Genomic DNA, 23,888 nt, shown 5'->3' on the forward strand with positions numbered 1-23,888 from the left:
CGGTGACGCTGCTTCCCGAGGAGCCGGCGATCCTCGAGGTTCGTCACGCCGTGCGGCGCTGGATCGCGGCGCACGCCCCGGACGGCGAGATCGCGGTCGGGTTGTCGGGTGGTGCCGACTCACTGGCGCTGACCGCGGCGGCCGCCGCGGAGGCGCGTTCGGTGTGCGCCCTCGTCGTCGACCATCGGCTGCAGCCGGGATCGGCCGACGTGGCCGACGAGGCCGCGGCCCGTGCCCGAGCGCTCGGCTGCGCGTCCGCCGAGGTGCTTCCCGTCGATGTGACCGGGTCGGGCGGGCTCGAGGCGGCGGCCCGGCAGGCCCGTTACCGCGCCCTCGACGCGGCGCGCGGAACCCGCCCGGTGCTGTTGGGACACACCCTCGACGACCAGGCCGAAACGGTGTTGCTGGGGTTGTCGCGCGGTTCGGGGGGTCGATCCATCTGGGGGATGAGCGCGTACGACAGCCCGTGGGGTAGACCGCTGCTGGACGTGCGCCGCGCGGTGACCCGGCAGGCCTGCGTGGAACTGGGACTCAGCCCGCACGAGGATCCGCACAACGCCTCGCCCGACTTCGTGCGGGTGCGGCTGCGCACCGAGGTGCTCCCGCTGCTCGAGGACGTCCTGGGCGGCGGCGTCGCCGGGGCCCTCGCCCGCACCGGGGAACACCTGCGTGAGGAAGGGGCGGTCCTCGACGCGATGGCCGCCGACGCCGAGGCGAAAGTCGTGGTGAACGGCGAAATCGACGCGGCCCTACTCGTTCTGTCGGCGCCACCCGTCCGCAGGCGGGTGCTGCGCAGCTGGCTCCTCGCAGCCGGTGCGCGCGGTCTCGGAGACACGCAACTGCGGGCCGTGGACGACCTCGTCGCACGGTGGCGGGGACAGGGACAGGTGGCGATCGGGGGCGGAACACCGGACGCGAGGTTGGTGGTCCGCCGACGACGTGGCAGGCTGAACGTCGGATTGGACGACCGACGAAGGGTTTGATCGCGTGTACGAAGGCGACATCGCATCGGTACTGATCTCCGAGGACGAGATTCGTCGACGTACCGTCGAACTGGCCGAGGAGATCGCCAAGCGCTACCCGGAGGGTGCCCCGGAAGGGGATCTGCTCCTGGTGGGTGTCCTCAAGGGCGCCATCTTCTTCATGACCGACTTCGCGCGGGCCCTCCCCATCCCCACCCAGATGGAGTTCATGGCCGTCAGCTCCTACGGGTCGTCCACGTCGTCCTCCGGCGTCGTGCGCATCCTCAAGGACCTCGACAAGGACATCGCCGGCCGGCACGTGCTGATCGTCGAGGACATCATCGACTCCGGTCTGACGCTGTCCTGGCTGATGCGCAACCTGTCGAGCCGCAACCCGGCGTCCCTCGAGGTCGTCACGCTGCTGCGCAAGCCCGACGCCATCAAGGTCGACGTCAACGTCGCGAACGTCGGCTTCGACATCCCCAACGAATTCGTCGTCGGGTACGGCCTCGACTACGCCGAGCGGTACCGCGACCTGCCGTACATCGGGACCCTCGAGCCTTCCGTCTACGGCGGCTGATCTCCGCGCTGCTCGTCAGCGGACGGGTTCGTGCGACACGGCGAGCTCCAGCGCCCGCAGGTCCTGCTCCAGTTGCCGGAACAGCCAGTACACGCCGACGAACGCGAAGATGCCGCCGACGCACAGGATGCGGACCGCGATGATCACGAGCGTGATCTCGTCGGGCGACAGGAACGTCACCCCGGCCACACCGGCCAGCGGAACCGAAGCGGCCACCGCGAGATACAGCGTGCTCCGGCGGTCGAGGCCCCGCAGTTTGTGCGCGTCGGCGCTGCTGGCGATGTCCTGCGGCAGCAGGGTCGGGTAGATACAGCGCACCGCGAAGAACGCGACCACGAAGAACGGGTACGCCACCGACACGGCACCGCACACGATCAGTGATGCGATGAAGTGCACGTACGCGCCCGGCGGAACGTTCCCCGCCGCGAGTTGCAGGGAAATCGGATAGGCGATGCCCGCGATGACCCACAACCCGAACACCACCAGCACGACGCGGTCGCCGAGCAGCAGGGTGTCGGTGCGGGCCCGGGCCAGTGTCTGGCGGTCGTACGTTTTCCCCTTGCGCAGACCACGCGGAACGAGCAGCGGATATCGGCACCAGTAGAGCAGCATGATCGCGCCCAGCGGGAACGCAATCGAATTGATCACCAATTGGATCGATTCGAACGAGTGCTGGGCCTCCGGCGTCAGATTGCTGATGATCAGCATCTTGTTGTGGTGGTAGTTGTAGGCGCCGGCGAGAGCGTTCGGCACCGCGATACCGATCACCAGAATCGGGAGCGCGAAGCGGCGCAGCCGCATGCGCCAACTGTTCGGCGGCGGATCGACGAGGTCGCGGGCCCGGGGATTCAGGCACAGGTCGAATTGCTGGGCCAGTTCGGCACCGGACGACCACCGGTCCTCCGGCTTCGGTGCCAGACACGTCAGGAGTACCCGTCGCAGCGACGGCGGGCAGTCGTAGGGCAACTGGTCGAGGAACTCCGGGTCGATGTCGCGGCTGCGGCGGTCCAGCATCGCTTCGAGTGCGACGAGCGACTCGCTCGACACGTCCTCGTCCTCGAACGGACGCCGCCCGCACATCAGCTCCCACAACATCACGCCGAGCGCGAAGATGTCGCTGCGGGTGTCGAGGTCCGCCGCCGTCCCGGGCATACCGCGGTGACACGCCTCGAGTTGCTCGGGGGACATGTAGGCCAGGGATCCGCCGAAGTAGGCGAGCGGTGACGCGCCAGTGACGGTGTCGCTGAAACTGATGTTGAAATCGGCGAGCTTCGGCACCCCCTCGGCCGTCAGCAGGATGTTGGCGGGCTTGATGTCGCGGTGCAGGACGCCGCGCTTGCCGGCGTAGTCGAGGGCGTCCGCCAGTCGCCGCCCCAGCCACGCGATCGTCTCCGGCCAGGTCAGCGATGCGATCTCGTCCCGCACACTCGAGTCGGTGGGCCTGATCTCGCCCTTCTCCCGCATCTCCTCGTCGACCACATCCAGCAGCAGGCTGCCCGTCCGGTCCTGTTCCGGGGTGACGCGTACGCGGCGCAGAACCCGCAGCAGGGTGCCGCCCGGCAGGTACTGCATGTAGAGAAGGCGCAGTTCGCGGTCCTCGAGCAACCGCTGGTCGAACACGCGCACGATGTAGTTGTGGTCGAGCTGGGCGAGGGTCTGCGGCTCGTTCCCCTTGTCGTGCGAGATCTTCACCGCGACGAGTCGCTGCATCGACCGCTGCCGTGCCAGGAACACGCGGCCGAACGCGCCGCTGCCCAGGCCCATCAGCAGATCGAAGTCGTCGACCTGCTGTCCGACCTCGACATCGTCGAGCGCCGCATTGCCCGGCGGCGTGGTGATGAGCGTGTCCGGCTGGCGGGCGGTCACGGTCGGACCGGCGGCCGCGGTCTGTTCGGCGGCCGCGGTTTGCTCGGCGGGTGCGGTTTGCTCGGCCGCCGCGGTGTGTTCGGCGGCGGCGGTCTGCTCGGCGGTCATGGTCCGTGCGGACATGGTTTGCTCAGCAACCACCGTCGACGGTCCGGCCGCGACCGTCGCTTCGCTGCTCTCGTGTTCGGAGTTCGTGACTCCGACGGTCCGTTCGGCAGAGTCCGATCCAGCGGCCGATCCGTCTCTGCCCGACCCGTTTCCTCTGGTCATTGCACATCGAGGGTTCTACTGGGCGGGTTCTCTGGGCACATCGAGGTTGTCTGGAGCGGTGTGAAGAGTCCCATCCAGGGACAAGCGAATGGTAACCCCGCAGACCTACTGTATCCAGCGCGAATACTCGAAACGACTGCTTCCCTGCACCATATACTCGGGTGATGGGGGACTCCCCGTTCACCTCAGCCGTCGTCGTCGCCGAGCAGGTTCGCTCGGGCGTCTCGAGCCCGATGGAGCATGTCGAGGCCGCGCTCGCGGCCATCGACGAGCGTGAACCGAAGATTCAGGCGTTCGTCACGGTCCTCGCCGAACAGGCCCGAGCCGACGCCCTCGCCCTCTCTCGCCGGCCGGATCTGTCCACGCTTCCGCTGGCAGGAGTGCCCGTCGCGATCAAGGACGTCATTTCCGTGGCCGGACTGCCGATGCGCGAGGGATCGGGTGCGACCAGTGCCGAACCGAAGGTTTCCGATCACCCGGTCGTCGCGCGACTGCGGGCGGCGGGAGCGGTGGTCGTCGGCCTGACCACCCTCCCCGAGCTGGCGGTGTGGGGAACCACCGACGCGCCCGGCCACATCACCCGCAATCCGTGGAATCCGTCGCGGACCTGCGGGGGTTCGTCCGGGGGAGCGGCCGCCGCCGTGGCCGCGGGGATGGTGCCCCTGGCCCACGGGACCGACGGTCTGGGGTCGATCCGCATCCCCTCCGCGAACTGCGGAGTGTTCGGTATCAAACCGGGCAGGGGAGTGGTGCCGTCCGAACTCGGCGCCACCTCGTGGTTCGGGATGGCCGAGAACGGGCCCATCGCCACGACCGTCGACGACGCCGCTCTCATGCTGTCCGTCCTCGCCGACCGGCCCGAACTCGCGCGGATCGGCGCGTCGGAACCACTGCGGATCGCGGTGGCGGCAGGGTCGCCGACATTCCTGGCCACGGTCGATCCGCAGTGGCGGGATGCGGCCGTGCGCGCGGGCAGGGAACTGACCGGCTCGGGCCATGACGTCGAGCCTGCGACGTTGCCGTACCCGGTCAACCTGCTTCCCGTTCTCGCCCGCTGGACCGCGGGAACGGCCGCCGACGCGAAGGGGCTCGATCTGCGGCTACTGCAGCCGCGGACCCGCAGGCACGTCGCGGTGGGCCGCGCGCTGGGCCGGTTCGTCCGCCCCGAGCAGGTGGGCAGGCTCGAAGAGTCGCTGCGCGCATTCTTCGAGAACTACGACGTGGTGATCACACCCGCTCTCGCGCAGCCGCCGCTCGCGGCGACGACGTGGAGCGAGCGGTCGTGGCTGTCGAACATCGTGGCCAACGTGCGGTACGCCCCGTTCAGTGCGCTGTGGAATCTCGTCGGGTGGCCCGCGGCGAGTGTGCCCGTCGGCACGCACTCACACTCGGGCACACCGCTGGCCGTGCAGATCGCGGCACCGCCCGGAGGAGAGGCCAGGATCCTGGCCCTGGCCGCTCACATCGAGCGGGTGGGCGGCGGCTGGCCGAGGGTCGCGCCCGCGCGGTGAACTCCCGCACATTCGGACCCGGATCGAGTCCGAGGGAACCGATGGGCAATCGCATGCGTTGAAAGAAAGAGACCGCTCCCAACGGCGGTTGGCTGCTACCTGGAGTCGCCGGGGTGCCTTCGCGGTAACCTGGTTTGTCCGGTTGGCAGCCGGAAGGCGCACCCGGAAGACCCGCACTCTCGAAAGGACCGGCCATCTCGGCCGACCTGTATGAACCGTAAGACTGTGTTTCGAAACCTGGCGATAGTTGCCGGCATCCTGCTGGTGATCTACGCCTTCAGCTACTTCGGCAACGACACGCGCGGATTCAAGGGTGTCGACACCTCCGTGGCGATCGCGCAGCTCGACGCGAACAACGTCGACAAGGCGCAGATCGACGACCGGGAGCAGCAGGTCCGCCTGTGGCTGAAGGACGGCAACGACGCGACCGACGGCAAGACCGAGATCCTCGCGAAGTATCCGGCGTCGGCGTCCGAGCAGATCTTCAACGAGATCTCCGACAAGGGCCTGCAGAGCTACAACACCACGGTCACGCAGGAGAGCTGGCTCACGTCGATCCTGTTGTTCGTCCTGCCGATGGTGATCCTGCTCGGCATCTTCTTCTTCGTGATGAGCCGCATGCAGGGCGGTGGTCGCGGCGGCGTCATGGGCTTCGGCAAGTCGAAGGCCAAGCAGCTCAACAAGGACATGCCGAAGACCACGTTCGCCGACGTCGCGGGTGCGGACGAGGCCGTCGAAGAGCTGTACGAGATCAAGGACTTCCTGCAGAACCCGATGCGCTACCAGTCGCTGGGAGCGAAGATCCCGCGCGGTGTGCTGCTCTACGGGCCGCCCGGAACCGGTAAGACCCTCCTCGCCCGCGCGGTGGCAGGCGAGGCCGGTGTCCCGTTCTTTACGATCTCCGGTTCGGACTTCGTCGAGATGTTCGTCGGTGTGGGTGCGTCCCGTGTGCGCGACATGTTCGACCAGGCCAAGCAGAACAGCCCCTGCATCATCTTCGTCGACGAGATCGACGCCGTCGGACGCCAGCGTGGCGCGGGCCTCGGTGGCGGACACGACGAGCGCGAGCAGACCCTCAACCAGTTGCTGGTCGAGATGGACGGTTTCGGTGACCGCACCGGCGTCATCCTCATCGCCGCCACCAACCGCCCCGATATCCTGGACCCGGCGTTGCTGCGTCCGGGCCGCTTCGACCGGCAGATCCCCGTCGGCGCCCCCGATCTCGCCGGCCGTCGCGCCATCCTGAAGGTTCACTCGCAGGGCAAGCCGATCGACCAGCACGCCGACCTCGAAGGCCTGGCCAAGCGCACCGTCGGAATGTCGGGTGCCGATCTGGCCAACGTCATCAACGAGGCCGCGCTGCTCACCGCCCGCGAGAACGGCACCGTCATCACGGAGGCTGCGCTCGAGGAATCCGTCGACCGTGTCGTCGGCGGCCCGCGCCGCAAGAGCCGCATCATCAGCGAGCACGAGAAGAAGATCACCGCGTACCACGAGGGTGGGCACACGCTCGCCGCGTGGGCGATGCCCGACATCGAGCCCGTCTACAAGGTCACCATCCTCGCCCGCGGCCGCACCGGCGGTCACGCGATGACGGTGCCCGAGGACGACAAGGGCCTGATGACACGGTCCGAGATGATCGCTCGCCTCGTCATGGCGATGGGTGGCCGCGCGGCCGAGGAACTCGTGTTCCACGAGCCGACCACCGGTGCGTCCTCCGACATCGACATGGCGACGAAGATCGCGCGGTCGATGGTCACCGAGTACGGCATGAGCGCCAAGCTGGGTGCGGTGCGGTACGGCCAGGAGGGCGGAGACCCGTTCCTGGGCCGGTCGATGGGTCAGCAGTCCGACTACTCCCATGAGGTCGCACGCGAGATCGACGAAGAGGTCCGCAACCTCATCGAGGCCGCGCACACCGAGGCGTGGGCGATCCTCAACGAATACCGCGACGTGCTGGACATCCTGGCCACCGAGCTGCTCGAACGCGAGACGCTCACCCGCAAGGATCTCGAGAAGATCTTCCACAGCGTCGAGAAGCGCCCGCGCATCACCGCGTTCAACGACTTCGGCCACCGGACCCCGTCCGACAAGCCGCCGGTCAAGACGCCGCGGGAACTCGCGGTCGAGCGCGGCGAGCCGTGGCCCCAGCAGCCCGAGCCGGTGTTCGCCCAGCAGCAGTCGCAGCAGGCTCCGCCGCAGCAGCAGTACCCGCAGCCGGCACCCGCCAACGGCTACTCGCAGCCGGCACCGGCCAGGCCGCAGGGTGGGATGACGCAGCCGCGTCCGGACTACGGCGCCCCCGCGGGTTGGTCGGCTCCGGGCTGGCCGCCTCGCGATCCGGGCAACCAGAATCCGGAGGGCCAGTACTCCGGAAACCAGGGTCCGGGGAACCAGTGGAACCCACCGCACGAGCAGCGTGGCACCGGCGACGACGACGCGCAGACGAGGGCCTGGAAAGGACCGGACGGATCGAACTGATCCGCCCGACACTAGGCTGTTGCTTCGGGACGATCGGTCCCGGTACTGGAGGAGTTTCGGTTGTCGGTGAATCATCTCGGTAGTGAGCCCGTGGCGCTCGAGACAGGCCGGGTGTTCGATCAGCCGCGTGCCGAAGCTGCGGTGCGCGAACTGCTGATCGCGATCGGTGAAAACCCGGACCGTCCCGGACTCCGGGATACGCCCGCCCGCGTGGCGCGGTCGTACCGCGAGGTCTTCGCGGGCCTCTACACTGACCCGGACACCGTGCTGAACACGACGTTCGACGAGGGGCACCAGGAGCTGGTGCTCGTTCGCGACATTCCGCTGTACTCCACGTGTGAGCACCATCTCGTGTCGTTCCACGGGGTCGCCCACGTCGGGTACATCCCCGGTAAGACGGGCAAGGTGACCGGCCTGTCGAAGCTGGCGCGCGTGGTCGACCTGTACGCCAAGCGTCCGCAGGTGCAGGAGCGTCTGACCAGCCAGATCGCCGACGCTGTCATGCGCAAGCTGGACCCGCGCGGTGCGATCGTGGTCATCGAGGCCGAGCACCTGTGCATGGCGATGCGGGGGATCCGCAAGCCTGGTGCGAGTACCACCACCTCCGCGGTGCGTGGTCTGCTCCAGTCCAGCGCGGCCTCACGTTCCGAGGCTCTGGACCTTATTCTGCGGAAGTGACCGTGATCGAGTTGCCCGCGCCAGGCCGAACCGTGGTGATGGGCGTCCTGAACGTCACCACCGATTCCTTTTCCGACGGCGGACGTTTCCTCGATCGTGACGCGGCGCTCGCGCGCGGTCTGGAACTGAAGCGTCTCGGCGTCGACATCGTCGACGTCGGCGGCGAGTCCACCCGGCCGGGCGCGGCGCGGGTCGATCCCGACGTCGAAGCCGGTCGCGTCGCACCTGTGATCGCGGACCTGGTGGGCGAGGGCATCTGCGTCAGCGTGGACACGATGCGGGCGTCGGTCGCGGAGGTCGCGATCGAGGCGGGTGCGTCGATCATCAACGACGTCGCCGGTGGCCGTGCGGATGCGGCGATGGCCTCGGTCGTCGCGGACGCCGGAGTGCCGTGGATCCTGATGCACTGGCGTTCGGCTGCCGACTACGTGCACCGCGGCACCGCCGACCACTACGAGGACGTGGTCCGTGAGGTCCGGGACGAACTGATGACCCAGGTCGACCTGGCCGTGAAGGCCGGGGTGGATCCGGGTTCCCTGGTGCTGGATCCGGGTCTCGGATTCGCGAAGAACGCCGACCACAACTGGGCTCTGCTGAAGGCGCTGCCCGAGTTCAACGCGCTGGGATTCCCCGTCCTGATCGGCGCGTCCCGCAAGCGGTTCCTGGGTTCGCTGCTGGCGGATGCGGACGGGGAACCGCGCCCGCCCGCCGGCCGGGAGATCGCGACCGCCGTCGTCTCGGCGCTCGCCGCCACCCACGGAGCGTGGGGAGTGCGCGTGCACGACGCGCAGGGTTCCCTCGACGCCATCGCGGTCGCCGAGGCCTGGGCAAAGGGTGCAGCCGGACGTGAGTGATCGAATCGAGTTGCGCGGCTTGAAGGTTCGTGGCAATCACGGCGTCTTCGAACACGAGAAGCGGGACGGTCAGGACTTCTACGTCGACATCACCGTCTGGATGGACCTCGCCCCCGCCGCCGCATCGGACGACCTCGACGACACCCTCGACTACGGCGGACTGGCCGAGCGCGCGGCCGCGATCGTCGCGGGACCCTCACGGGACCTCATCGAGACCGTCGCCGCGGAGATCGCGGACGGGGTGATGACCGACCCTCGTGTCCGGCGCACCGAGGTGGTGTTGCACAAGCCGTCCGCGCCGATCCCGCTGACCTTCGCGGACGTCGCGGTGGTCGCGCACAGGTCGCGGCCATGAGTCGCGCGGTGTTGTCGATCGGGTCGAACGTCGGCGACAGCCTCGCCCATCTGCAGTCCGTTCTCGACGGTCTGGGCGACGCGGTCGTGGCGGTCTCTCCGGTGTATTCGACGGCGCCGTGGGGCGGTGTCGAGCAGCAGGACTTCCTCAACGCGGTCCTCGTCGTCGACGATCCCGCACTCGACGGTTACGGCTGGCTGCGGCGCGGGCAGGAACTGGAGGTTGCCGCCGACCGGGTGCGGATCGAACGGTGGGGCCCGCGCACGCTCGACGTCGACGTCGTCACGTGCGACGACGTCCGCAGCGACGACCCGGAACTGACGTTGCCGCACCCGAGAGCGCACGAGCGTGCCTTCGTGCTGATTCCGTGGCTGGACGTCGAACCCGACGCCGTGCTGCCGGTCGACGGGACTACGACCCGGGTGGACGCGCTGCTGCCACTGCTGGGCGACGAGGAACGCGCCGGTGTGCACCGGACGCAGCTCGTTCTGGACCGGCGGTCGCGATGAAGCCGGAACCGACGGGCACGATGAAACCCACCCGGATCTGGGATCTGCTGTTCCTGGCCGCTCTCGCCGTCGCCGCCACCTGGATTCTGGTCCGTGTGTTCTACGGTTCGTTTCCGCCGATTCCCGTGTACGCCGGGGCGTCGCTGTATCCGGTCGCGCTGATCGAGGTCGTGCTCGCGTTCATGGTGCGATCCCGGGTCAGCAACCATCAGGTGGGCGACGGACCGCGTCAGCTGCACCCGATCACCGCCGCCCGGGTGGCGGCGCTAGCCAAGGCGTCCGCGCTCGTCGGTGCCGCGACGGCCGGGGTGTGGGGCGGCTTCCTGCTGTACCTGCTTCCGCAGCGTTCGGTGCTCCGGGCCGCGGGCTCGGACACTCCCGGCGCGTGGGTGGGCCTCGTCGCCGCACTGGCCCTCGTCGGCGCGGCACTGTGGCTGGAACACTGCTGCCGCACCCCCGACGACCCCTCGGACGAGCCGGCGCATTGAGGACATGGAGGATCGCCGCAGGTCCGATGGAATGCGCGGCGCACCCTTCGCGGCCAAGTACCCTGGCACCATGACGAATCCTGGTCGCCTCAAGTCTGCGCGCCGCAACAAGCGCAGCGCGAGCCAGATGATCGTTGCGGGGTTGCTCGCCCTCGCGGTGATCGCGTCCCTCTTCCTGATCTTCAGCGACAGCGTCCAACTCCTGCGAGTGGGCCTGGTCGCCGCGCTGTGGGCTGCCACGGTCGGTGCCATCGCCATGACGAAGTACCGGCGCGAGTCGGCGCTCGACAAGGCGAAGGTCAACGACCTGCAGACCGTCTATGAGTTGCAGCTCGAGCGGGAGATCTCGGCACGGCGCGAATACGAGCTCACCGTCGAGAAGCGGGTGCGCAGCGACGTGCGCGCCGACGCCGAAGAACTCGCCGCGCTGCGTGCCGAACTCGCGTCGCTCCGCAAGAATCTCGAGGCCCTGTTCGACGGCGCGATGCCGACCGAACGGATTGCGCTGCGGGCGGATTCGACGCGTGTGCAGGAACTCGCAGGCGGGTCGTACAGCAGCTATCAGCCGGCTGCGTCGGGCCTGTACATCCCGGGAGCAGGGCATGCCGCCGGGGCCGGGCATCAGAGCGGTTCCGCCCAGTCGTCTCACCACTTCGCGAATCCGGACGACGATCCGGTCACCGCCGAGACGTCCATCGTGGAACCCGCCTACGCCGGGCAGACCGAACCCGAGATCGAGGTCGAACCGGAACCGGAGCCCGAGCCGGTTGCCGAGACCCGGCCGGCACCCGAGCCGGAGCCTGTCGCCCCGGTCGAGCCCGAATCGGTCCCCGAGCCCGACTCAGAGGCAGAGGCAGAGGCTGAGGCAGAGCCCGAAGCGCGGCAGGGCCGCCGTCGGGCGCCCGAGGACGACGAACCGTCGGGTGCGCACTCGAACGGGCTGTCCGTCGCCGAGATCATGGCCAACATGCAGTCGGCATCCGGGACCGGCCAGAGCACCGGTGGCCGGCGTCGCCGGGCCGAGTAAGGCCGGACGCGCCCGAGGATCAACCCGCATCGTGTGAGGCATATATCACTCTGCCGGCGCATGGCGGGGTGCGTTCGAGCCGGGCTATCCTCACCCTGGAACGTCTGGTACCCGCCGAGCGGGACTGGAACGAACGAGAGGACGAAGGTGACCTCTTTCGGGATCACTAATGGCCCTGCGCCTGCGAGGTTGACGGTAGGAATCGTCTCCGCCGGCCGGGTCGGTACAGCAATCGGTGCCGCGTTGGAGCGGGCGGGTCACGTCGTCGTCGCCTGCTCGGCTGTCTCCGACGCTTCACGTCACCGGGCACGGACCCGGCTCCCCGAGACCGAGATTCTGCCGGTGGCCGAGGTCGCGGCCCGCTCCGAGCTGCTCATTCTCGCCGTCCCCGACGCCGAACTGCCGTCACTGATCGCGGGGTTGGCCTCCACCCGTGCGGTGCCGAGTCGCGCGATCGTGGCGCACACCTCCGGCGCGAACGGCATCGGGATCCTCGACCCCCTCACCGAGCAGGGCGTCGTTCCGCTCGCGATTCACCCCGCAATGACGTTCACCGGGCACGACGAGGACACCGTCCGTCTCGCGTCCGCCTGTTTCGGCATCACTGCCGCCGACGACATCGGTTACGCGATCGCACAGTCGCTGGTCCTCGAGATCGGCGGCGAGCCCGTCCGGGTCCGCGAGGACATGCGACCGCTGTACCACGCCGCTCTCGCGCACGGCAGCAACCACCTGGTGACGCTCGTCGTCGACGCCGTGGCCGCGCTGCGCGTCGCCCTCGAAGGCCAGGAACTGCTCGGCCAGGAGCTGATCGGCGACGATCCGAACGGCCTGGCCGAACGAGTCCTCCAGCCGCTGCTCTCCGCGGCGCTCGACAACGCCCTGCGGCGCGGGCCGTCGGCACTGACCGGGCCGGTCGCGCGGGGCGATTCGGAAGCGGTTGCCACGCATCTGCGGGTACTCGAAGAGGTCGATCCGCGGATCGCGGCCGGCTACCGTGCCCTGTCTCTGAGGTCGGCGCAACGCGCCGGCGCGACACCTGAACTGCTGGAAATCCTGGAAGACCGGAGGTGAGTTCCGTGAGCGATCTGCAGGGCGGATACAAGCGCGGCGAACTGACCGTGCACCACGACCCGAACGTGCTGACCCGGGTCTCGAAGGCGCTCCGCGGTGTCGGCCGCCAGGTCGCGCTCGTGCCGACGATGGGAGCCCTCCACACGGGTCACCTGGAACTGGTGCGGCAGGCCAAGCTCACCGGCGCGGTGGTGATCGTCTCGATCTTCGTCAACCCGTTGCAGTTCGGCGCCGGCGAAGACCTCGACGCCTACCCGCGCACCCTCGACGCCGATCTCGAACTGCTCCGCGAGGCCGGAGTCGAGCTGGCGTTCGTGCCCACCGCAGCCACCATGTACCCGGCAGGACCGCGGACCACGATCCATCCCGGACCGCTGGGTGCCGAGCTGGAGGGCGCGTCCCGGCCGACGCACTTCGCGGGCATGCTCACCGTCGTCGCCAAGCTGCTGCAGATCGCGGCGCCGAACGTCGCGTATTTCGGTGAGAAGGACTACCAGCAGCTGACGCTGATCCGGCAGATGGTGACCGACCTGAACTTCGACGTCCGGATCTTCGGCGTGCCCACGGTGCGTGAACACGACGGGCTGGCACTGTCCTCGCGCAACCGCTACCTCGACGAGGCGCAGCGCACCGCGGCGACGGCACTGTCCGCGGCGCTCATCGCCGGCGCCCACGCCGCGGCCGGTGGCGCCGAGGCGATCCTGGCCACCGCGCGCGAGGTGCTGGCCTCCGTCCCGGAGGTGGAGGTCGACTACCTCGAAGTGCGGGGCGTCGATCTCGGCCCCGCCCCCGAACGAGGCGACGGCCGGCTGCTCGTCGCCGCCAAGCTCGGAACCACCCGATTGATCGACAACGTCGGTGTCGCCGTCGGCACCGGTTTCCTCGAACGCGACGCCGAACCACCGTCGGGCGCGGCCACAGACGAACTTCTTTCCCGCTAGAAGAGTAAGGACCGGAACATGTTTCGCACCATGATGAAGTCGAAGATCCACCGCGCCACCGTCACACACGCCGACCTGCACTACGTGGGCTCGGTGACGGTCGACCAGGATCTGATGGACGCCGCCGACCTCCTCGAGGGCGAGCAGGTGTGCATCGTCGACATCGACAACGGCGCGCGGCTCGAAACCTATGTGATCGCCGGCGAGCGGGGAAGTGGCGTCATCGGGATCAACGGTGCGGCAGCGCATCTGGTCAAGCCCGGCGACCTCGTCATCCTCATCGCCTACGGCGTCATGAACGAGCAGGAGGTGCGCGACTACGAGCCGCGCGTCGTGTTCGTCGATGCCGCCAACTCGCCGATCGAGCTCGGTGCCGACCCGGCGCACGCGCCGGAGGGCTCCGGTCTCATCACCCCGCGCATGCTGTCGACGCTCGACGCCGAGCGCGAATCCAGTTTGGTGTAACCCATGCTCCTCACCGTCGACGTCCGGAACACGAACATCGTTCTCGGTCTGTTCACCGGTACCGGTGAACACTCGAAGTTGGTGCAGGACTGGCGGATGCGCACCGACGCGAGGATGACGGCCGACGAGCTGGCCCTCATCTTCCGGGGGCTCCTTGGCGCGCACACTGATCAGATCACCGGTGTGTCCGCGCTGTCGACGGTGCCGTCGGTGCTGCGGGAGATCCGCGTGATGCTGACGCGGTACTGGGGGCACGTCCCGCACGTGCTGGTGGAACCCGGGGTGCGAACCGGTGTTCCGCTGCTCGTCGACAACCCCAAGGAGGTGGGCGCCGACCGGATCGTGAACAGTCTTGCGGCGCATCACCTCTACGACGCACCGTGCATCGTGGTCGACTTCGGGACGTCCACGTGCGTCGACGTCGTGTCCGCCAAGGGGGAGTTCCTCGGCGGCGCCATCGCGCCGGGCCTCGAGATCTCCTCGGACGCACTCGCGTCGCAGTCGGCGGCTCTGCGCAAGGTCGAACTGGTGCGTCCCCGCTCCGTCGTCGGCAAGAACACCGTCGAGTGCATGCAGTCGGGTGCGGTGTTCGGTTTCGCCGGGCTCGTCGACGGGCTGGTCCGCCGCGTACGCAAGGAACTGCCCGCCTTCTCCGGTTCCGACGTGGTGGTGATCGCGACCGGTGACCGCGCGCCGCTGATCATGCCCGAGACGGAAACCGTCGACGAGCACGAACCGGATCTCACGCTCGAAGGGCTGCGCCTGGTCTACGAGCGGAATCAGGCTCGCCGGGGGGCGCGTCGCAGCCCGCTCGAGTGACGGGTTCCCTCTTCGCGGAAGTTATGTCAGAATGGTCCCCGTGAATCTCTGCACGAGTGCTCAGGAGTGTTGTCGAGGCTGAACGCTGCCTTGACCAATTCACACTTCTGGGAGTCTCTCTCGTGCTCGCAACGTATTCTTCTGCATCTGTACCCACCCGTCTTCGCCCGGCTGACCTGCTGCGCATCACCGACCAGGGTGCTTCCGAGGTCCTCGACGGCCGCCACGACGTCCTGCTCCCGCAGAGCTGGCCCACCCACGAGCGCTGGTCGACCCGGCTCTACTCGGACGACGACGTCGACGTCTGGCTGATCAGCTGGGTTCCCGACCTGAACACCGAATTGCACGACCACGCAGGCTCTTTCGGCGCGCTCACCGTTCTCAGCGGCGCGTTGTCCGAGTTCCGTTGGGCGGGTGACCGTCTGCGTCACCGCACTCTCGAGGCAGGCGATCAGGCCTCGTTCCCGCTCGGCTGGGTTCACGACGTCGTGCGGGCGCCGGACGCACCGGGGGCGGAGGTGGTGACGCCGACGCTGAGCGTGCACGCCTACTCGCCGCCGCTGTCGGCCATGTCCTATTACGAGGTCACCGACCACGGCACGCTGCGCCGTACCCGGACCGAGCTCACCGATCTCCCCGAGGGTGGTTCGAAGTGAACATCGACCAGATGCTCGAAGAGGCCCGCACCCAGATCGACCGCATGTACGCATTCGAGCTGCCCGAGGCCGTGGCTCGCGGCGCGATCGTGGTGGACATCCGCCCGCAGGCGCAGCGAGCGATCGAGGGAACGCTTCCCGGTGCGCTCGCGATCGAACGCAACGTTCTCGAGTGGCGTTGCGATCCCACCAGCTCGGCGCACCTGGCGCTGGCAGTGGACCACGACGTCGAGTGGATCATCGTCTGCTCCGAGGGCTACACGTCGAGTCTCGCCGCGGCGGCGCTGCAGCAGCTGGGTCTGCACAAGGCGACCGATCTCGTCGGCGGGTACAAGGCGATCAAGGCGGCGGGACTGCTGGGCTCCCTCATCGCCACGCAGCACTGCGTGCGGGAGCTGGCCACCGTCTCGGCTCACTGACCTCTGAACTCACTGACCTCTGAATAGGGGCACGCGCGGGCGTCGATTAGGCTGGTGACCCGTGAGTGAAGTAGCAGCCCAGCCAGTCGACGACACCCCCGAGCAGCTTCGGATCCGCCAGGAGAAGCGTGAGCGCATCCTCGCGGAGGGACGCGAGGCGTACCCGGTGTCGGTGGCGCGCACCCACTCGCTGGCGGAGATCCGGGCCAAGTACCCGGAACTCGAGCCCGACACGGCCACCGGTGACCAGGTCGGCGTCGTCGGCCGGGTGATCTTCGTGCGCAACACGGGCAAGTTGTGCTTCGCGACGCTGCAGGAAGGCGACGGAACCCAGCTGCAGGCGATGATCAGTCTCGCCGCGGTCGGGGAGGACGCTCTGGCCTCGTGGAAGGCCGATGTCGACCTCGGTGACTTCGTGTTCGTGCACGGTGAGGTGATCAGTTCGCGTCGCGGTGAGCTGAGCGTCATGGCCGATTCGTGGCAGATCGCGTCCAAGTCGCTCCGGCCGCTGCCGGTTGCGCACAAGGAGATGAACGAGGAGTCGCGGGTCCGGCAGCGCTACGCCGATCTGATCGTGCGCTCCGAGGCGCGGGAGAATGCGCGTAAGCGGGTGGCTGTCGTCCGTGAGCTCCGGAACGCGCTCGAGCGTCGCGGGTTCCTCGAGGTCGAGACGCCGATGCTGCAGACGGTGGCGGGTGGCGCGGCGGCCCGTCCCTTCATCACGCGTTCCAATGCCCTCGATATCGATCTCTACCTCCGTATCGCGCCCGAACTGTTCCTGAAGCGGTGCGTCGTCGGCGGTATCGAGAAGGTCTTCGAGATCAACCGGAATTTCCGCAACGAGGGTGTCGACTCGACGCACTCGCCGGAATTCGCGATGCTCGAGACGTACGAGGCGTACGGCACGTACGACGATTCCGCCGTCATGATCCGCGAACTCGTCCAGGAAGTGGCGCAGGCCGCTTTCGGTTCGCAGGTCGTCACTCTCGCCGACGGCACCGAATACGACTTCAGTGGTGAATGGAAGACCCTCGAGATGTACCCGTCGCTGTCGCAGGCGATCGGTGTCGAGGTCACTCCGTATAGCACCGTCGAGGAATTACTGGCGCTCGCCGAGAAGGTAGGCCTGGAGGTCCCCAAGGACAAGGGGTACGGGCACGGAAAGCTCGTCGAGGAACTGTGGGAGCACCAGTGCGGCGACCAGTTGTTCGAGCCGACGTTCGTCCGTGATTTCCCGGTCGAGACGTCGCCGCTGACTCGTGACCACCGCAGCAAGGCCGGGGTGACCGAGAAGTGGGACCTCTACATCCGCGGGTTCGAGTTGGCCACGGGCTATTCGGAATTGGTCGATCCGGTCATCCAGCGTGAGCGGTTCGTCGATCAGGCGCGTCTCGCGTCGGCCGGCGACGACGAGGCGATGGCCCTCGACGAAGAATTCCTCGCCGCAATGGAGCAGGGAATGCCGCCGACTACCGGTACCGGAATGGGAATCGACCGTCTGCTCATGGCTTTGACGGGATTGGGAATCCGCGAAACAATCCTCTTTCCCATTGTTCGTCCTTCCACTCGCTGATTCACCAGGGTGAATTCGCGCGGATAAATTCGATCCATTCCTCGTATTCCGAATCGGAAGAACAGGGGTATGGTTATCTCCGGGTCGTAGCTCACGTTGACGATGAGACGTCGCTTCATTCGAGAGGAATTTCATCCCATGGCTAAGAAGGTCACTGTCACCCTGATCGACGATGTCGATCAAGAGGCGTCTGCCGACGAGACGGTCGAGTTCGGACTCGACGGTGTTCAGTACGAGATCGACCTTTCCTCGGAGAATGCGGCGAAATTGCGCGAGCAGCTCGACGTGTGGGTTTCCCACGCGCGCAAGGTGAGCTCGCGCAAGCGCGGCAAGACCGTGGCGGCTCCGGCCGCCACCAAGTCCCGAGTTTCGGTCGATCGGGAACAGAGCGCCGCTATCCGGGAATGGGCGCGCAAGAACAACAAAAAGGTTTCTGCGCGCGGGCGTATCTCCGCGGAAATTATCGACGCCTACAACAAGGCGAACTGAAAGTTAGCTGGGGACCGAATTCGCTGATTCGCTCCGCGACGTGACCTGGACTGTTACCGTCCCGCACTGATCCGTTAATCGGGAAGTTCGGGGGGTAGCTGTGCGGCGCTGCGTGACCGTTTCAGTGATTCTGTTCCTGGCGTTCGTGATGTGGTCCGGGGTGGCGTCCGCAGCGCCTACCTATCCGGTGCCGGATTCCTTCCTCGCCGGAGTGCCCCTCGAATTGGGAAATCCGGGCGGTTCGGCCCCGGGTTCGAACGACTGGTCCTGCGTGCCGAGTGACGCGCATCCCGAACCGGTGGTCCTCGTCCACGGGACGGGAGGCGCACGCCAGACCAACTGGGCGGTATACGCGCCGCTTCTCGCCAACGAGGGCTACTGCGTGTATTCCCTCACCTACGGCAACTTCCCCGAACTGCCGTGGCCGCTCGATGCGATCGGCGGGATGACTCCCATCGACACCGGCACCGCTCAGATCGCCACGTTCGTCGATCAGGTGCTGTCGAGCACGGGGGCCTCGAAAGTCGATCTCGTCGGACATTCCCAGGGCACCCTGCAGGCGAACAACTACGTGAAGTTCTTCGGCGGCGCAGACAAGGTCTCGAAGATCGTGTCACTGGCACCGCCGTGGCACGGAACGTACGGCAACGATCAGATCAGCGTCGGGCGGTCCATGCGGGCGCTCGGCATCGACGACGAGGTGGCGGCAGGTTTCCCCGTCTGTGGGGCCTGCCCCGAGATGTTCCAGGGGTCCGCGTTCATCGACCGCATGCGGGCGGACGGGGTCTACGTTCCCGGCATCGAGTACACGAATATCGCCACCCGCTACGACGAACTGGTCGTCCCGTACACGAGCGGCATCGAGCCGGGTCCGAACACCACGAACATCGTCGTCCAGGACGATTGCGAGCAGGACTACTCCGACCACGTCGCCGTCGCCGGTTCGGCACGGGCCGCCGGATTCGTGCTCAACGCGCTCGATCCCGCCCACCCGCGCGACGTGCCGTGCCGTTTCGTCGCCCCCGTCGCGGGGTAGCCCTTTCTCGCCTCCTAGCCGGTTACCGGGGGAGTCTTGAGCAACCCGCTGGGTATCGCGGCCGACGCCGGCGGAAAGGTATGGGTGGCGAACTCACAGCTCATCGACATACCCTGTCCGGACACGCAGGTCTCGCTTCCTTCGGGGAACGGGTCGCGAACTTCGCGGGCAAGAGGTTGTCGCATTTCTGCGACACCACGGTCACGACGTACCCGCAGGGTCCCGTCCAGGTACGTCTGGATGGTGAACAACTGGAAAGAAGTGTCCATTCGAGCCAGTCCCGGCGGCTACGAAATGGTGGTCCACATCGGCATCGCGGAGCCTGTTCGCTCCAGGCGTACAGCGAACGGGAAACTATTGCCGGAGCTGGGGCGTTAAATACGGGTAAGCAGGCCTGCTCGTCCATCTAAAGGGGTGGAGGGGCAGCAGGTCGATCGGCAGCCAACTAGAGTAATAGATGGGGTCGTGGAACCTTCGTCGGTTCGGGGCTTCGGCCCTCGGAGCAGGCGCTGGCGATCTGCTTGTAGTGCCGGAGCGAAACGCGGCGAACAGGGACGAGACACCCGGTCTCGTGACTGCACGTCGGAAAGTGTGAGGGAGAGCGATGTTCGAGAGGTTCACCGATCGCGCACGGCGCGTTGTTGTCCTGGCTCAAGAAGAAGCCAGGATGCTCAACCACAACTACATCGGTACGGAGCACATCCTGCTCGGCCTCATTCACGAGGGCGAAGGTGTCGCTGCCAAGTCGCTGGAGTCGTTGGGCATCTCCCTCGAAGGAGTGCGCAGCCAGGTCGAGGAGATCATCGGCCAGGGCCAGCAGGCCCCGTCCGGCCACATCCCCTTCACCCCGCGTGCCAAAAAAGTCCTGGAGCTCAGCCTGCGCGAGGCACTGCAGCTCGGACACAACTACATCGGTACGGAGCACATCCTGCTCGGCCTCATCCGCGAGGGTGAAGGCGTCGCAGCGCAGGTGCTCGTCAAGCTCGGTGCCGACCTCAACCGGGTGCGTCAGCAGGTGATCCAGCTGCTCTCCGGCTACCAGGGCAAGGAGCCGGCCGAGGCCGGCGGCACTCGCGGCGAGGCGGGCACCCCGTCCACGTCGCTGGTGCTCGACCAGTTCGGTCGCAACCTCACCCAGGCCGCCCTCGAAGGCAAGCTCGACCCCGTCATCGGCCGCTCGAAGGAAATCGAGCGCGTCATGCAGGTGCTGTCGCGCCGTACCAAGAACAACCCGGTGCTGATCGGCGAGCCCGGTGTCGGTAAGACCGCCGTCGTCGAGGGTCTCGCTCAGGCCATCGTCAACGGCGAGGTCCCCGAGACGCTCAAGGACAAGCAGCTGTACACGCTCGACCTCGGGTCGCTCGTGGCCGGCAGCCGTTACCGCGGTGACTTCGAAGAGCGCCTGAAGAAGGTCCTCAAGGAGATCAACACCCGCGGCGACATCATCCTGTTCATCGACGAGCTGCACACCCTCGTGGGTGCAGGCGCGGCCGAGGGCGCCATCGACGCGGCCTCGATCCTCAAGCCGAAGCTCGCCCGCGGTGAGCTGCAGACCATCGGTGCCACCACCCTCGACGAGTACCGCAAGTACATCGAGAAGGACGCCGCACTCGAGCGCCGCTTCCAGCCGGTGCAGGTCGGCGAGCCGACGGTGGAACACACCATCGAGATCCTCAAGGGTCTTCGCGACCGTTACGAGGCGCACCACCGCGTGTCCATCACGGACGGTGCACTCGTCGCCGCGGCCACCCTGGCCGATCGCTACATCAACGACCGCTTCCTGCCGGACAAGGCCATCGACCTCATCGACGAGGCCGGAGCCCGGATGCGCATCCGCCGGATGACCGCACCGCCGGACCTCCGCGAGTTCGACGACAAGATCGCCGACGCCCGCCGCGAGAAGGAGTCCGCGATCGACGCGCAGGACTTCGAGAAGGCCGCGAACCTGCGCGACAAGGAGAAGACCCTCGTCGCTCAGCGTGCGGAGCGGGAGAAGCAGTGGCGTTCCGGTGACCTGGACGTCATCGCCGAGGTCGACGACGAGCAGATCGCCGAGGTCCTGGGTAACTGGACCGGCATCCCCGTGTTCAAGCTCACCGAGGAGGAGACCACGCGTCTGCTCCGCATGGAGGAGGAGCTGCACAAGCGGATCATCGGTCAGGAAGACGCGGTCAAGGCTGTCGCCAAGGCCATCCGTCGTACCCGTGCCGGCCTGAAGGACCCGAAGCGTCCGTCCGGTTCGTTCATCTTCGCCGGCCCGTCCGGTGTCGGTAAGACCGAGCTGGCCAAGTCGCTCGCCAACTTCCTGTTCGGTGAGGACGACGCTCTCATCCAGATCGACATGGGTGAGTTCCACGACCGCTTCACCGCGTCGCGGCTGTTCGGTGCCCCTCCCGGCTACGTCGGCTACGAAGAGGGCGGCCAGCTCACCGAGAAGGTGCGCCGCAAGCCGTTCAGCGTGGTGCTGTTCGACGAGATCGAGAAGGCACACCAGGAGATCTACAACACGCTCCTGCAGGTGCTCGAAGACGGCCGTCTCACCGACGGTCAGGGCCGGACCGTGGACTTCAAGAACACGGTGCTCATCTTCACCTCGAACCTCGGTACCTCGGACATCTCCAAGGCTGTGGGTCTCGGCTTCACGTCCGGTAAGGGCGACGAGTCGAACTACGAGCGGATGAAGCTCAAGGTCCACGACGAGCTGAAGAAGCACTTCCGTCCCGAGTTCCTCAACCGCATCGACGACATCGTCGTGTTCCACCAGCTCACCACCGAGCAGATCGTTCAGATGGTGGACCTGATGGTGGCACGCGTCGAGGTGGCCTTGAAGAACAAGGACATGACGATGGAGGTCACCGACAAGGCCAAGTCGCTGCTGGCCAAGCGTGGCTTCGATCCGGTCCTGGGTGCGCGGCCGCTGCGTCGCACCATCCAGCGCGAGATCGAGGACCAGCTGTCGGAGAAGATTCTCTTCGGCGAGGTCGGCCCCGGTCAGATCGTGTACGTCGACGTCGAGAACTGGGACGGCGAAGGCGCGGGCGAGGACGCGAAGTTCACGTTCCGCGGCGAGACGAAGCCGGTCACGGTCCCCGACGAGGTTCCGGTCGACCTGGCCAAGTCGGGCGCAGCAGACTCGGAGTAGACAAGGCAGTAGTCGAACGACAACGGGCCGCCGGTGGTTTCCACCGGCGGCCCGTTCGTGTGTGCGGGGTCAGATGCTCTTGCGTCCCGACCAGTTGGCGAGGCGCTCGGTGGGACCGGCGGTGGGGTGCGGCTCGACCACGTCCGCGAACGGCACGTGCCCGCCGCGCGTATCCGCCGGGATCGCGTGCCGTGCGACGGCGAGCATGGCCTCGGCGAGCTCCGGGCGGGTTTCGGAGGGTTGGCTGGTGGCGACGGCCAGGTCCCATCCGTGCACGAGGGTCTCGTTGATGTAGCCCCAGATAGCGGCACGGCCGGGGACCGTGCCCCACGGCGCCGTCACCGTCGCGTCGAGCCGGCTGTCGTCGGTCCAGACGGACCACACGCGGTCCGTGGCGGACCGGTAGGCGTCCGCGTAGCCGTCGCCGGGGTAGTCGGTGACGACGAGCGGAACGGTGCTCGGGTCACCGCCCTCACCGATCACGCGCGCACGCTCCACGGTGGCGACCAGGTGGCCGAGCAGGGTGCGGACGTCGAAGTCGGCGCACGGAGTGGATGCCGTCAGCTGGTCCTCGCGGACTTTCTCGATGAGGCCGGCCGTCCAGGTGAGGGCTTCGAGGTACAGGGGCCGGGGATCTGTCGTGTTCGTCATGAGGCAACTATCGCCGCAAAACATGACATCTTCTGTCATGTATTTCTGACAGACTTTTCCCATGCGCGCCGACCGCCTGCTCTCGCTCGTCCTCCTGCTCCGCAACCGCGGGCGAATGTCGGCGTCGGCGCTGGCCCGCGAACTCGAGGTGTCCCCGCGCACCGTGCTGCGGGACATCGACGCATTGTCGACGGCGGGGATACCTGTGTACGCCGAACGCGGCCGTGACGGCGGCTTCGGGTTGCTGCCGGGATTCACCACCGACCTCACAGGCCTGACTGTCGACGAGGCCAAGGCCCTGCTGGCGGCCGGCTCGGCGGTGACGTCGGAATCACTGGGCATGGCGCCGGCGTTCGCGTCGGCGATGCGCAAGGTGGTGGCGGCGATGCCGGACGCGCACCGGGCCGCGGCGACGAAGGTGGCGGAGCGGGTGTTCGTCACCCAGGGAACGTGGCTGACCGATCCGGAACCGGTCGACGATCACCTCGGGCTGATCCAGCAGGCGGTTTTCGTGGGCCGGCGGCTGAGCATCCTCTACCCGTCGCGGGGCAACGATGCGGTGTGGCGCGTCATCGACCCGCAGGGCCTCATCCATGCGGCGGGACGGTGGTATCTGGTGGCGACGGACGCCGGCCGCGACCGGACGTACCGGCTCGAGCGGATCGAGGACGTCCGTGAACTCGACGAGCCGGCGCAGAGATCGGCCGACATCGACCTCGCCGCGATCTGGGAGCGTCGCCGTTCGGCGTTCCGGGCGCGCGGGACACCGGTGGTCGCCGATGTTCTCGTGCACCGTGAGCGTCGCGACGACCTGGTGGAGCGTGCCTATGCCGTCCGATCCGAGCAGTCGGTCGACGGCGACCGGGTGCGCCTGGAAGTGGTGTTCGGCGACGACTCCCACGCACGCGGGGTTCTGTGGGCGTTCGGTGAGGACGCGGAAGTGCTGGCACCGGACGCTCTGCGGGCCGCCCTGCGTTCCCGCGCGCTGCGGATGGCCGCCCGGTACGAGTAGGTTCGACACGTAAACCGAAGAACCACGAGA

The 23,888-nt window shown here is 67.5% G+C and carries 23 protein-coding genes; 21 read left to right on the plus strand and 2 right to left on the minus strand.

Annotated features, from left to right (window positions below):
* Positions 1-2: 2 nt before the first annotated feature.
* Positions 3-983 carry a tRNA lysidine(34) synthetase TilS gene (gene tilS, locus QM806_RS33215; protein WP_120659837.1) on the plus strand — a complete coding sequence of 327 codons (981 nt, stop codon included), beginning with the start codon at positions 3-5 and terminating at the stop codon, positions 981-983.
* Positions 984-987: 4 nt separating this feature from the next.
* Positions 988-1,542, plus strand: coding sequence for a hypoxanthine phosphoribosyltransferase (gene hpt, locus QM806_RS33220; RefSeq protein WP_005244976.1), 555 nt, complete (start codon positions 988-990; stop codon positions 1,540-1,542).
* A gap of 15 nt (positions 1,543-1,557) precedes the next feature.
* On the opposite strand, the gene QM806_RS33225 is transcribed toward hpt, so the two are convergent.
* Positions 1,558-3,678 (minus strand): serine/threonine-protein kinase, encoded by a 2,121-nt coding sequence (locus tag QM806_RS33225; protein WP_005574764.1) that lies wholly within the window; start codon positions 3,676-3,678, stop codon positions 1,558-1,560.
* Positions 3,679-3,842: 164 nt separating this feature from the next.
* Between QM806_RS33225 and QM806_RS33230 the strand changes: the two genes are divergently transcribed.
* The 18 genes from QM806_RS33230 to QM806_RS33315 all read left to right on the plus strand — a co-directional run bounded on the left by QM806_RS33230 (position 3,843) and on the right by QM806_RS33315 (position 22,195).
* A complete protein-coding gene (locus QM806_RS33230) occupies positions 3,843-5,189 on the plus strand; it encodes an amidase (RefSeq protein WP_005574765.1) in 1,347 nt (448 codons plus the stop codon).
* A gap of 210 nt (positions 5,190-5,399) precedes the next feature.
* Positions 5,400-7,670, plus strand: a complete 2,271-nt coding sequence (ftsH, locus tag QM806_RS33235) for an ATP-dependent zinc metalloprotease FtsH (RefSeq protein WP_005574768.1) — start codon at positions 5,400-5,402, stop codon at positions 7,668-7,670.
* Between the two features lie 60 nt (positions 7,671-7,730).
* Positions 7,731-8,348, plus strand: coding sequence for a GTP cyclohydrolase I FolE (folE, locus tag QM806_RS33240; RefSeq protein ID WP_025431746.1), 618 nt, complete (start codon positions 7,731-7,733; stop codon positions 8,346-8,348).
* The gene (gene folP, locus QM806_RS33245; RefSeq protein WP_005262143.1) at positions 8,345-9,202 is read left to right on the plus strand and encodes a dihydropteroate synthase; all 858 of its coding nucleotides are present in this window, start codon (positions 8,345-8,347) and stop codon (positions 9,200-9,202) included. The genes folE and folP overlap by 4 nt, the downstream gene beginning before the upstream one ends.
* Positions 9,195-9,557: a dihydroneopterin aldolase gene (folB, locus tag QM806_RS33250; RefSeq protein ID WP_005262144.1), complete on the plus strand. Its 363-nt coding sequence runs from the start codon at positions 9,195-9,197 to the stop codon at positions 9,555-9,557. Before folP ends, folB begins: the two co-directional genes overlap by 8 nt.
* The gene (gene folK, locus QM806_RS33255; RefSeq protein ID WP_005574769.1) at positions 9,554-10,066 is read left to right on the plus strand and encodes a 2-amino-4-hydroxy-6-hydroxymethyldihydropteridine diphosphokinase; all 513 of its coding nucleotides are present in this window, start codon (positions 9,554-9,556) and stop codon (positions 10,064-10,066) included. Before folB ends, folK begins: the two co-directional genes overlap by 4 nt.
* Before the next feature lie 20 nt (positions 10,067-10,086).
* Positions 10,087-10,554, plus strand: coding sequence for a DUF3180 domain-containing protein (locus QM806_RS33260; RefSeq protein ID WP_182624050.1), 468 nt, complete (start codon positions 10,087-10,089; stop codon positions 10,552-10,554).
* Positions 10,555-10,624: 70 nt separating this feature from the next.
* Positions 10,625-11,581: a DUF6779 domain-containing protein gene (locus tag QM806_RS33265; RefSeq protein WP_182623544.1), complete on the plus strand. Its 957-nt coding sequence runs from the start codon at positions 10,625-10,627 to the stop codon at positions 11,579-11,581.
* 147 nt (positions 11,582-11,728) lie between these two features.
* Entirely contained in the window at positions 11,729-12,655 is a 927-nt protein-coding gene (locus QM806_RS33270) for a Rossmann-like and DUF2520 domain-containing protein (protein WP_037242324.1), read from the plus strand.
* 5 nt (positions 12,656-12,660) lie between these two features.
* Positions 12,661-13,596 carry a pantoate--beta-alanine ligase gene (panC, locus tag QM806_RS33275; protein ID WP_037206080.1) on the plus strand — a complete coding sequence of 312 codons (936 nt, stop codon included), beginning with the start codon at positions 12,661-12,663 and terminating at the stop codon, positions 13,594-13,596.
* Between the two features lie 18 nt (positions 13,597-13,614).
* Positions 13,615-14,061, plus strand: a complete 447-nt coding sequence (panD, locus tag QM806_RS33280) for an aspartate 1-decarboxylase (RefSeq protein ID WP_005262154.1) — start codon at positions 13,615-13,617, stop codon at positions 14,059-14,061.
* A gap of 3 nt (positions 14,062-14,064) precedes the next feature.
* Positions 14,065-14,880, plus strand: a complete 816-nt coding sequence (locus QM806_RS33285; RefSeq protein ID WP_005244962.1) for a type III pantothenate kinase — start codon at positions 14,065-14,067, stop codon at positions 14,878-14,880.
* Between the two features lie 122 nt (positions 14,881-15,002).
* The gene (locus QM806_RS33290; protein ID WP_005574778.1) at positions 15,003-15,536 is read left to right on the plus strand and encodes a cupin domain-containing protein; all 534 of its coding nucleotides are present in this window, start codon (positions 15,003-15,005) and stop codon (positions 15,534-15,536) included.
* The gene (locus QM806_RS33295) at positions 15,533-15,955 is read left to right on the plus strand and encodes a rhodanese-like domain-containing protein (RefSeq protein ID WP_005244960.1); all 423 of its coding nucleotides are present in this window, start codon (positions 15,533-15,535) and stop codon (positions 15,953-15,955) included. The genes QM806_RS33290 and QM806_RS33295 overlap by 4 nt, the downstream gene beginning before the upstream one ends.
* Before the next feature lie 61 nt (positions 15,956-16,016).
* Positions 16,017-17,528, plus strand: coding sequence for a lysine--tRNA ligase (lysS, locus tag QM806_RS33300; protein WP_005262157.1), 1,512 nt, complete (start codon positions 16,017-16,019; stop codon positions 17,526-17,528).
* 138 nt (positions 17,529-17,666) lie between these two features.
* Complete coding sequence (locus tag QM806_RS33305; protein ID WP_005262159.1) at positions 17,667-18,017, plus strand: histone-like nucleoid-structuring protein Lsr2; 351 nt, start codon at positions 17,667-17,669, stop codon at positions 18,015-18,017.
* Between the two features lie 100 nt (positions 18,018-18,117).
* The gene (locus tag QM806_RS33310; RefSeq protein ID WP_043794042.1) at positions 18,118-19,053 is read left to right on the plus strand and encodes an esterase/lipase family protein; all 936 of its coding nucleotides are present in this window, start codon (positions 18,118-18,120) and stop codon (positions 19,051-19,053) included.
* Positions 19,054-19,657: 604 nt separating this feature from the next.
* Complete coding sequence (locus QM806_RS33315) at positions 19,658-22,195, plus strand: ATP-dependent Clp protease ATP-binding subunit (protein WP_005244954.1); 2,538 nt, start codon at positions 19,658-19,660, stop codon at positions 22,193-22,195.
* 69 nt (positions 22,196-22,264) lie between these two features.
* Here QM806_RS33315 and QM806_RS33320 read toward each other — a convergent pair whose 3' ends face one another.
* A complete protein-coding gene (locus QM806_RS33320; protein ID WP_182623545.1) occupies positions 22,265-22,846 on the minus strand; it encodes a TIGR03086 family metal-binding protein in 582 nt (193 codons plus the stop codon).
* 61 nt (positions 22,847-22,907) lie between these two features.
* On the opposite strand from QM806_RS33320, the gene QM806_RS33325 reads away from it, so the two are divergent.
* The gene (locus tag QM806_RS33325) at positions 22,908-23,858 is read left to right on the plus strand and encodes a helix-turn-helix transcriptional regulator (protein WP_182623546.1); all 951 of its coding nucleotides are present in this window, start codon (positions 22,908-22,910) and stop codon (positions 23,856-23,858) included.
* Positions 23,859-23,888: the final 30 nt, after the last annotated feature.

The sequence above is a fragment of the Rhodococcus sp. IEGM 1351 genome (assembly GCF_030056875.1).
Classification (GTDB): domain Bacteria; phylum Actinomycetota; class Actinomycetes; order Mycobacteriales; family Mycobacteriaceae; genus Rhodococcus_F; species Rhodococcus_F opacus.

Excerpts from the sequence above, each read along its gene's own strand:
- QM806_RS33225 (WP_005574764.1), bottom strand. The coding sequence starts at position 3,678 with ATGACCAGAGGAAACGGGTCGGGCAGAGACGGATCGGCCGCTGGATCG.
- QM806_RS33230 (WP_005574765.1), top strand. The coding sequence starts at position 3,843 with ATGGGGGACTCCCCGTTCACCTCAGCCGTCGTCGTCGCCGAGCAGGTT.
- ftsH (WP_005574768.1), top strand. The coding sequence starts at position 5,400 with ATGAACCGTAAGACTGTGTTTCGAAACCTGGCGATAGTTGCCGGCATC.
- folK (WP_005574769.1), top strand. The coding sequence starts at position 9,554 with ATGAGTCGCGCGGTGTTGTCGATCGGGTCGAACGTCGGCGACAGCCTC.
- QM806_RS33260 (WP_182624050.1), top strand. The coding sequence starts at position 10,087 with ATGAAACCCACCCGGATCTGGGATCTGCTGTTCCTGGCCGCTCTCGCC.
- QM806_RS33265 (WP_182623544.1), top strand. The coding sequence starts at position 10,625 with ATGACGAATCCTGGTCGCCTCAAGTCTGCGCGCCGCAACAAGCGCAGC.
- panD (WP_005262154.1), top strand. The coding sequence starts at position 13,615 with ATGTTTCGCACCATGATGAAGTCGAAGATCCACCGCGCCACCGTCACA.
- QM806_RS33285 (WP_005244962.1), top strand. The coding sequence starts at position 14,065 with ATGCTCCTCACCGTCGACGTCCGGAACACGAACATCGTTCTCGGTCTG.
- QM806_RS33305 (WP_005262159.1), top strand. The coding sequence starts at position 17,667 with ATGGCTAAGAAGGTCACTGTCACCCTGATCGACGATGTCGATCAAGAG.
- QM806_RS33315 (WP_005244954.1), top strand. The coding sequence starts at position 19,658 with ATGTTCGAGAGGTTCACCGATCGCGCACGGCGCGTTGTTGTCCTGGCT.
- QM806_RS33320 (WP_182623545.1), bottom strand. The coding sequence starts at position 22,846 with ATGACGAACACGACAGATCCCCGGCCCCTGTACCTCGAAGCCCTCACC.
- QM806_RS33325 (WP_182623546.1), top strand. The coding sequence starts at position 22,908 with ATGCGCGCCGACCGCCTGCTCTCGCTCGTCCTCCTGCTCCGCAACCGC.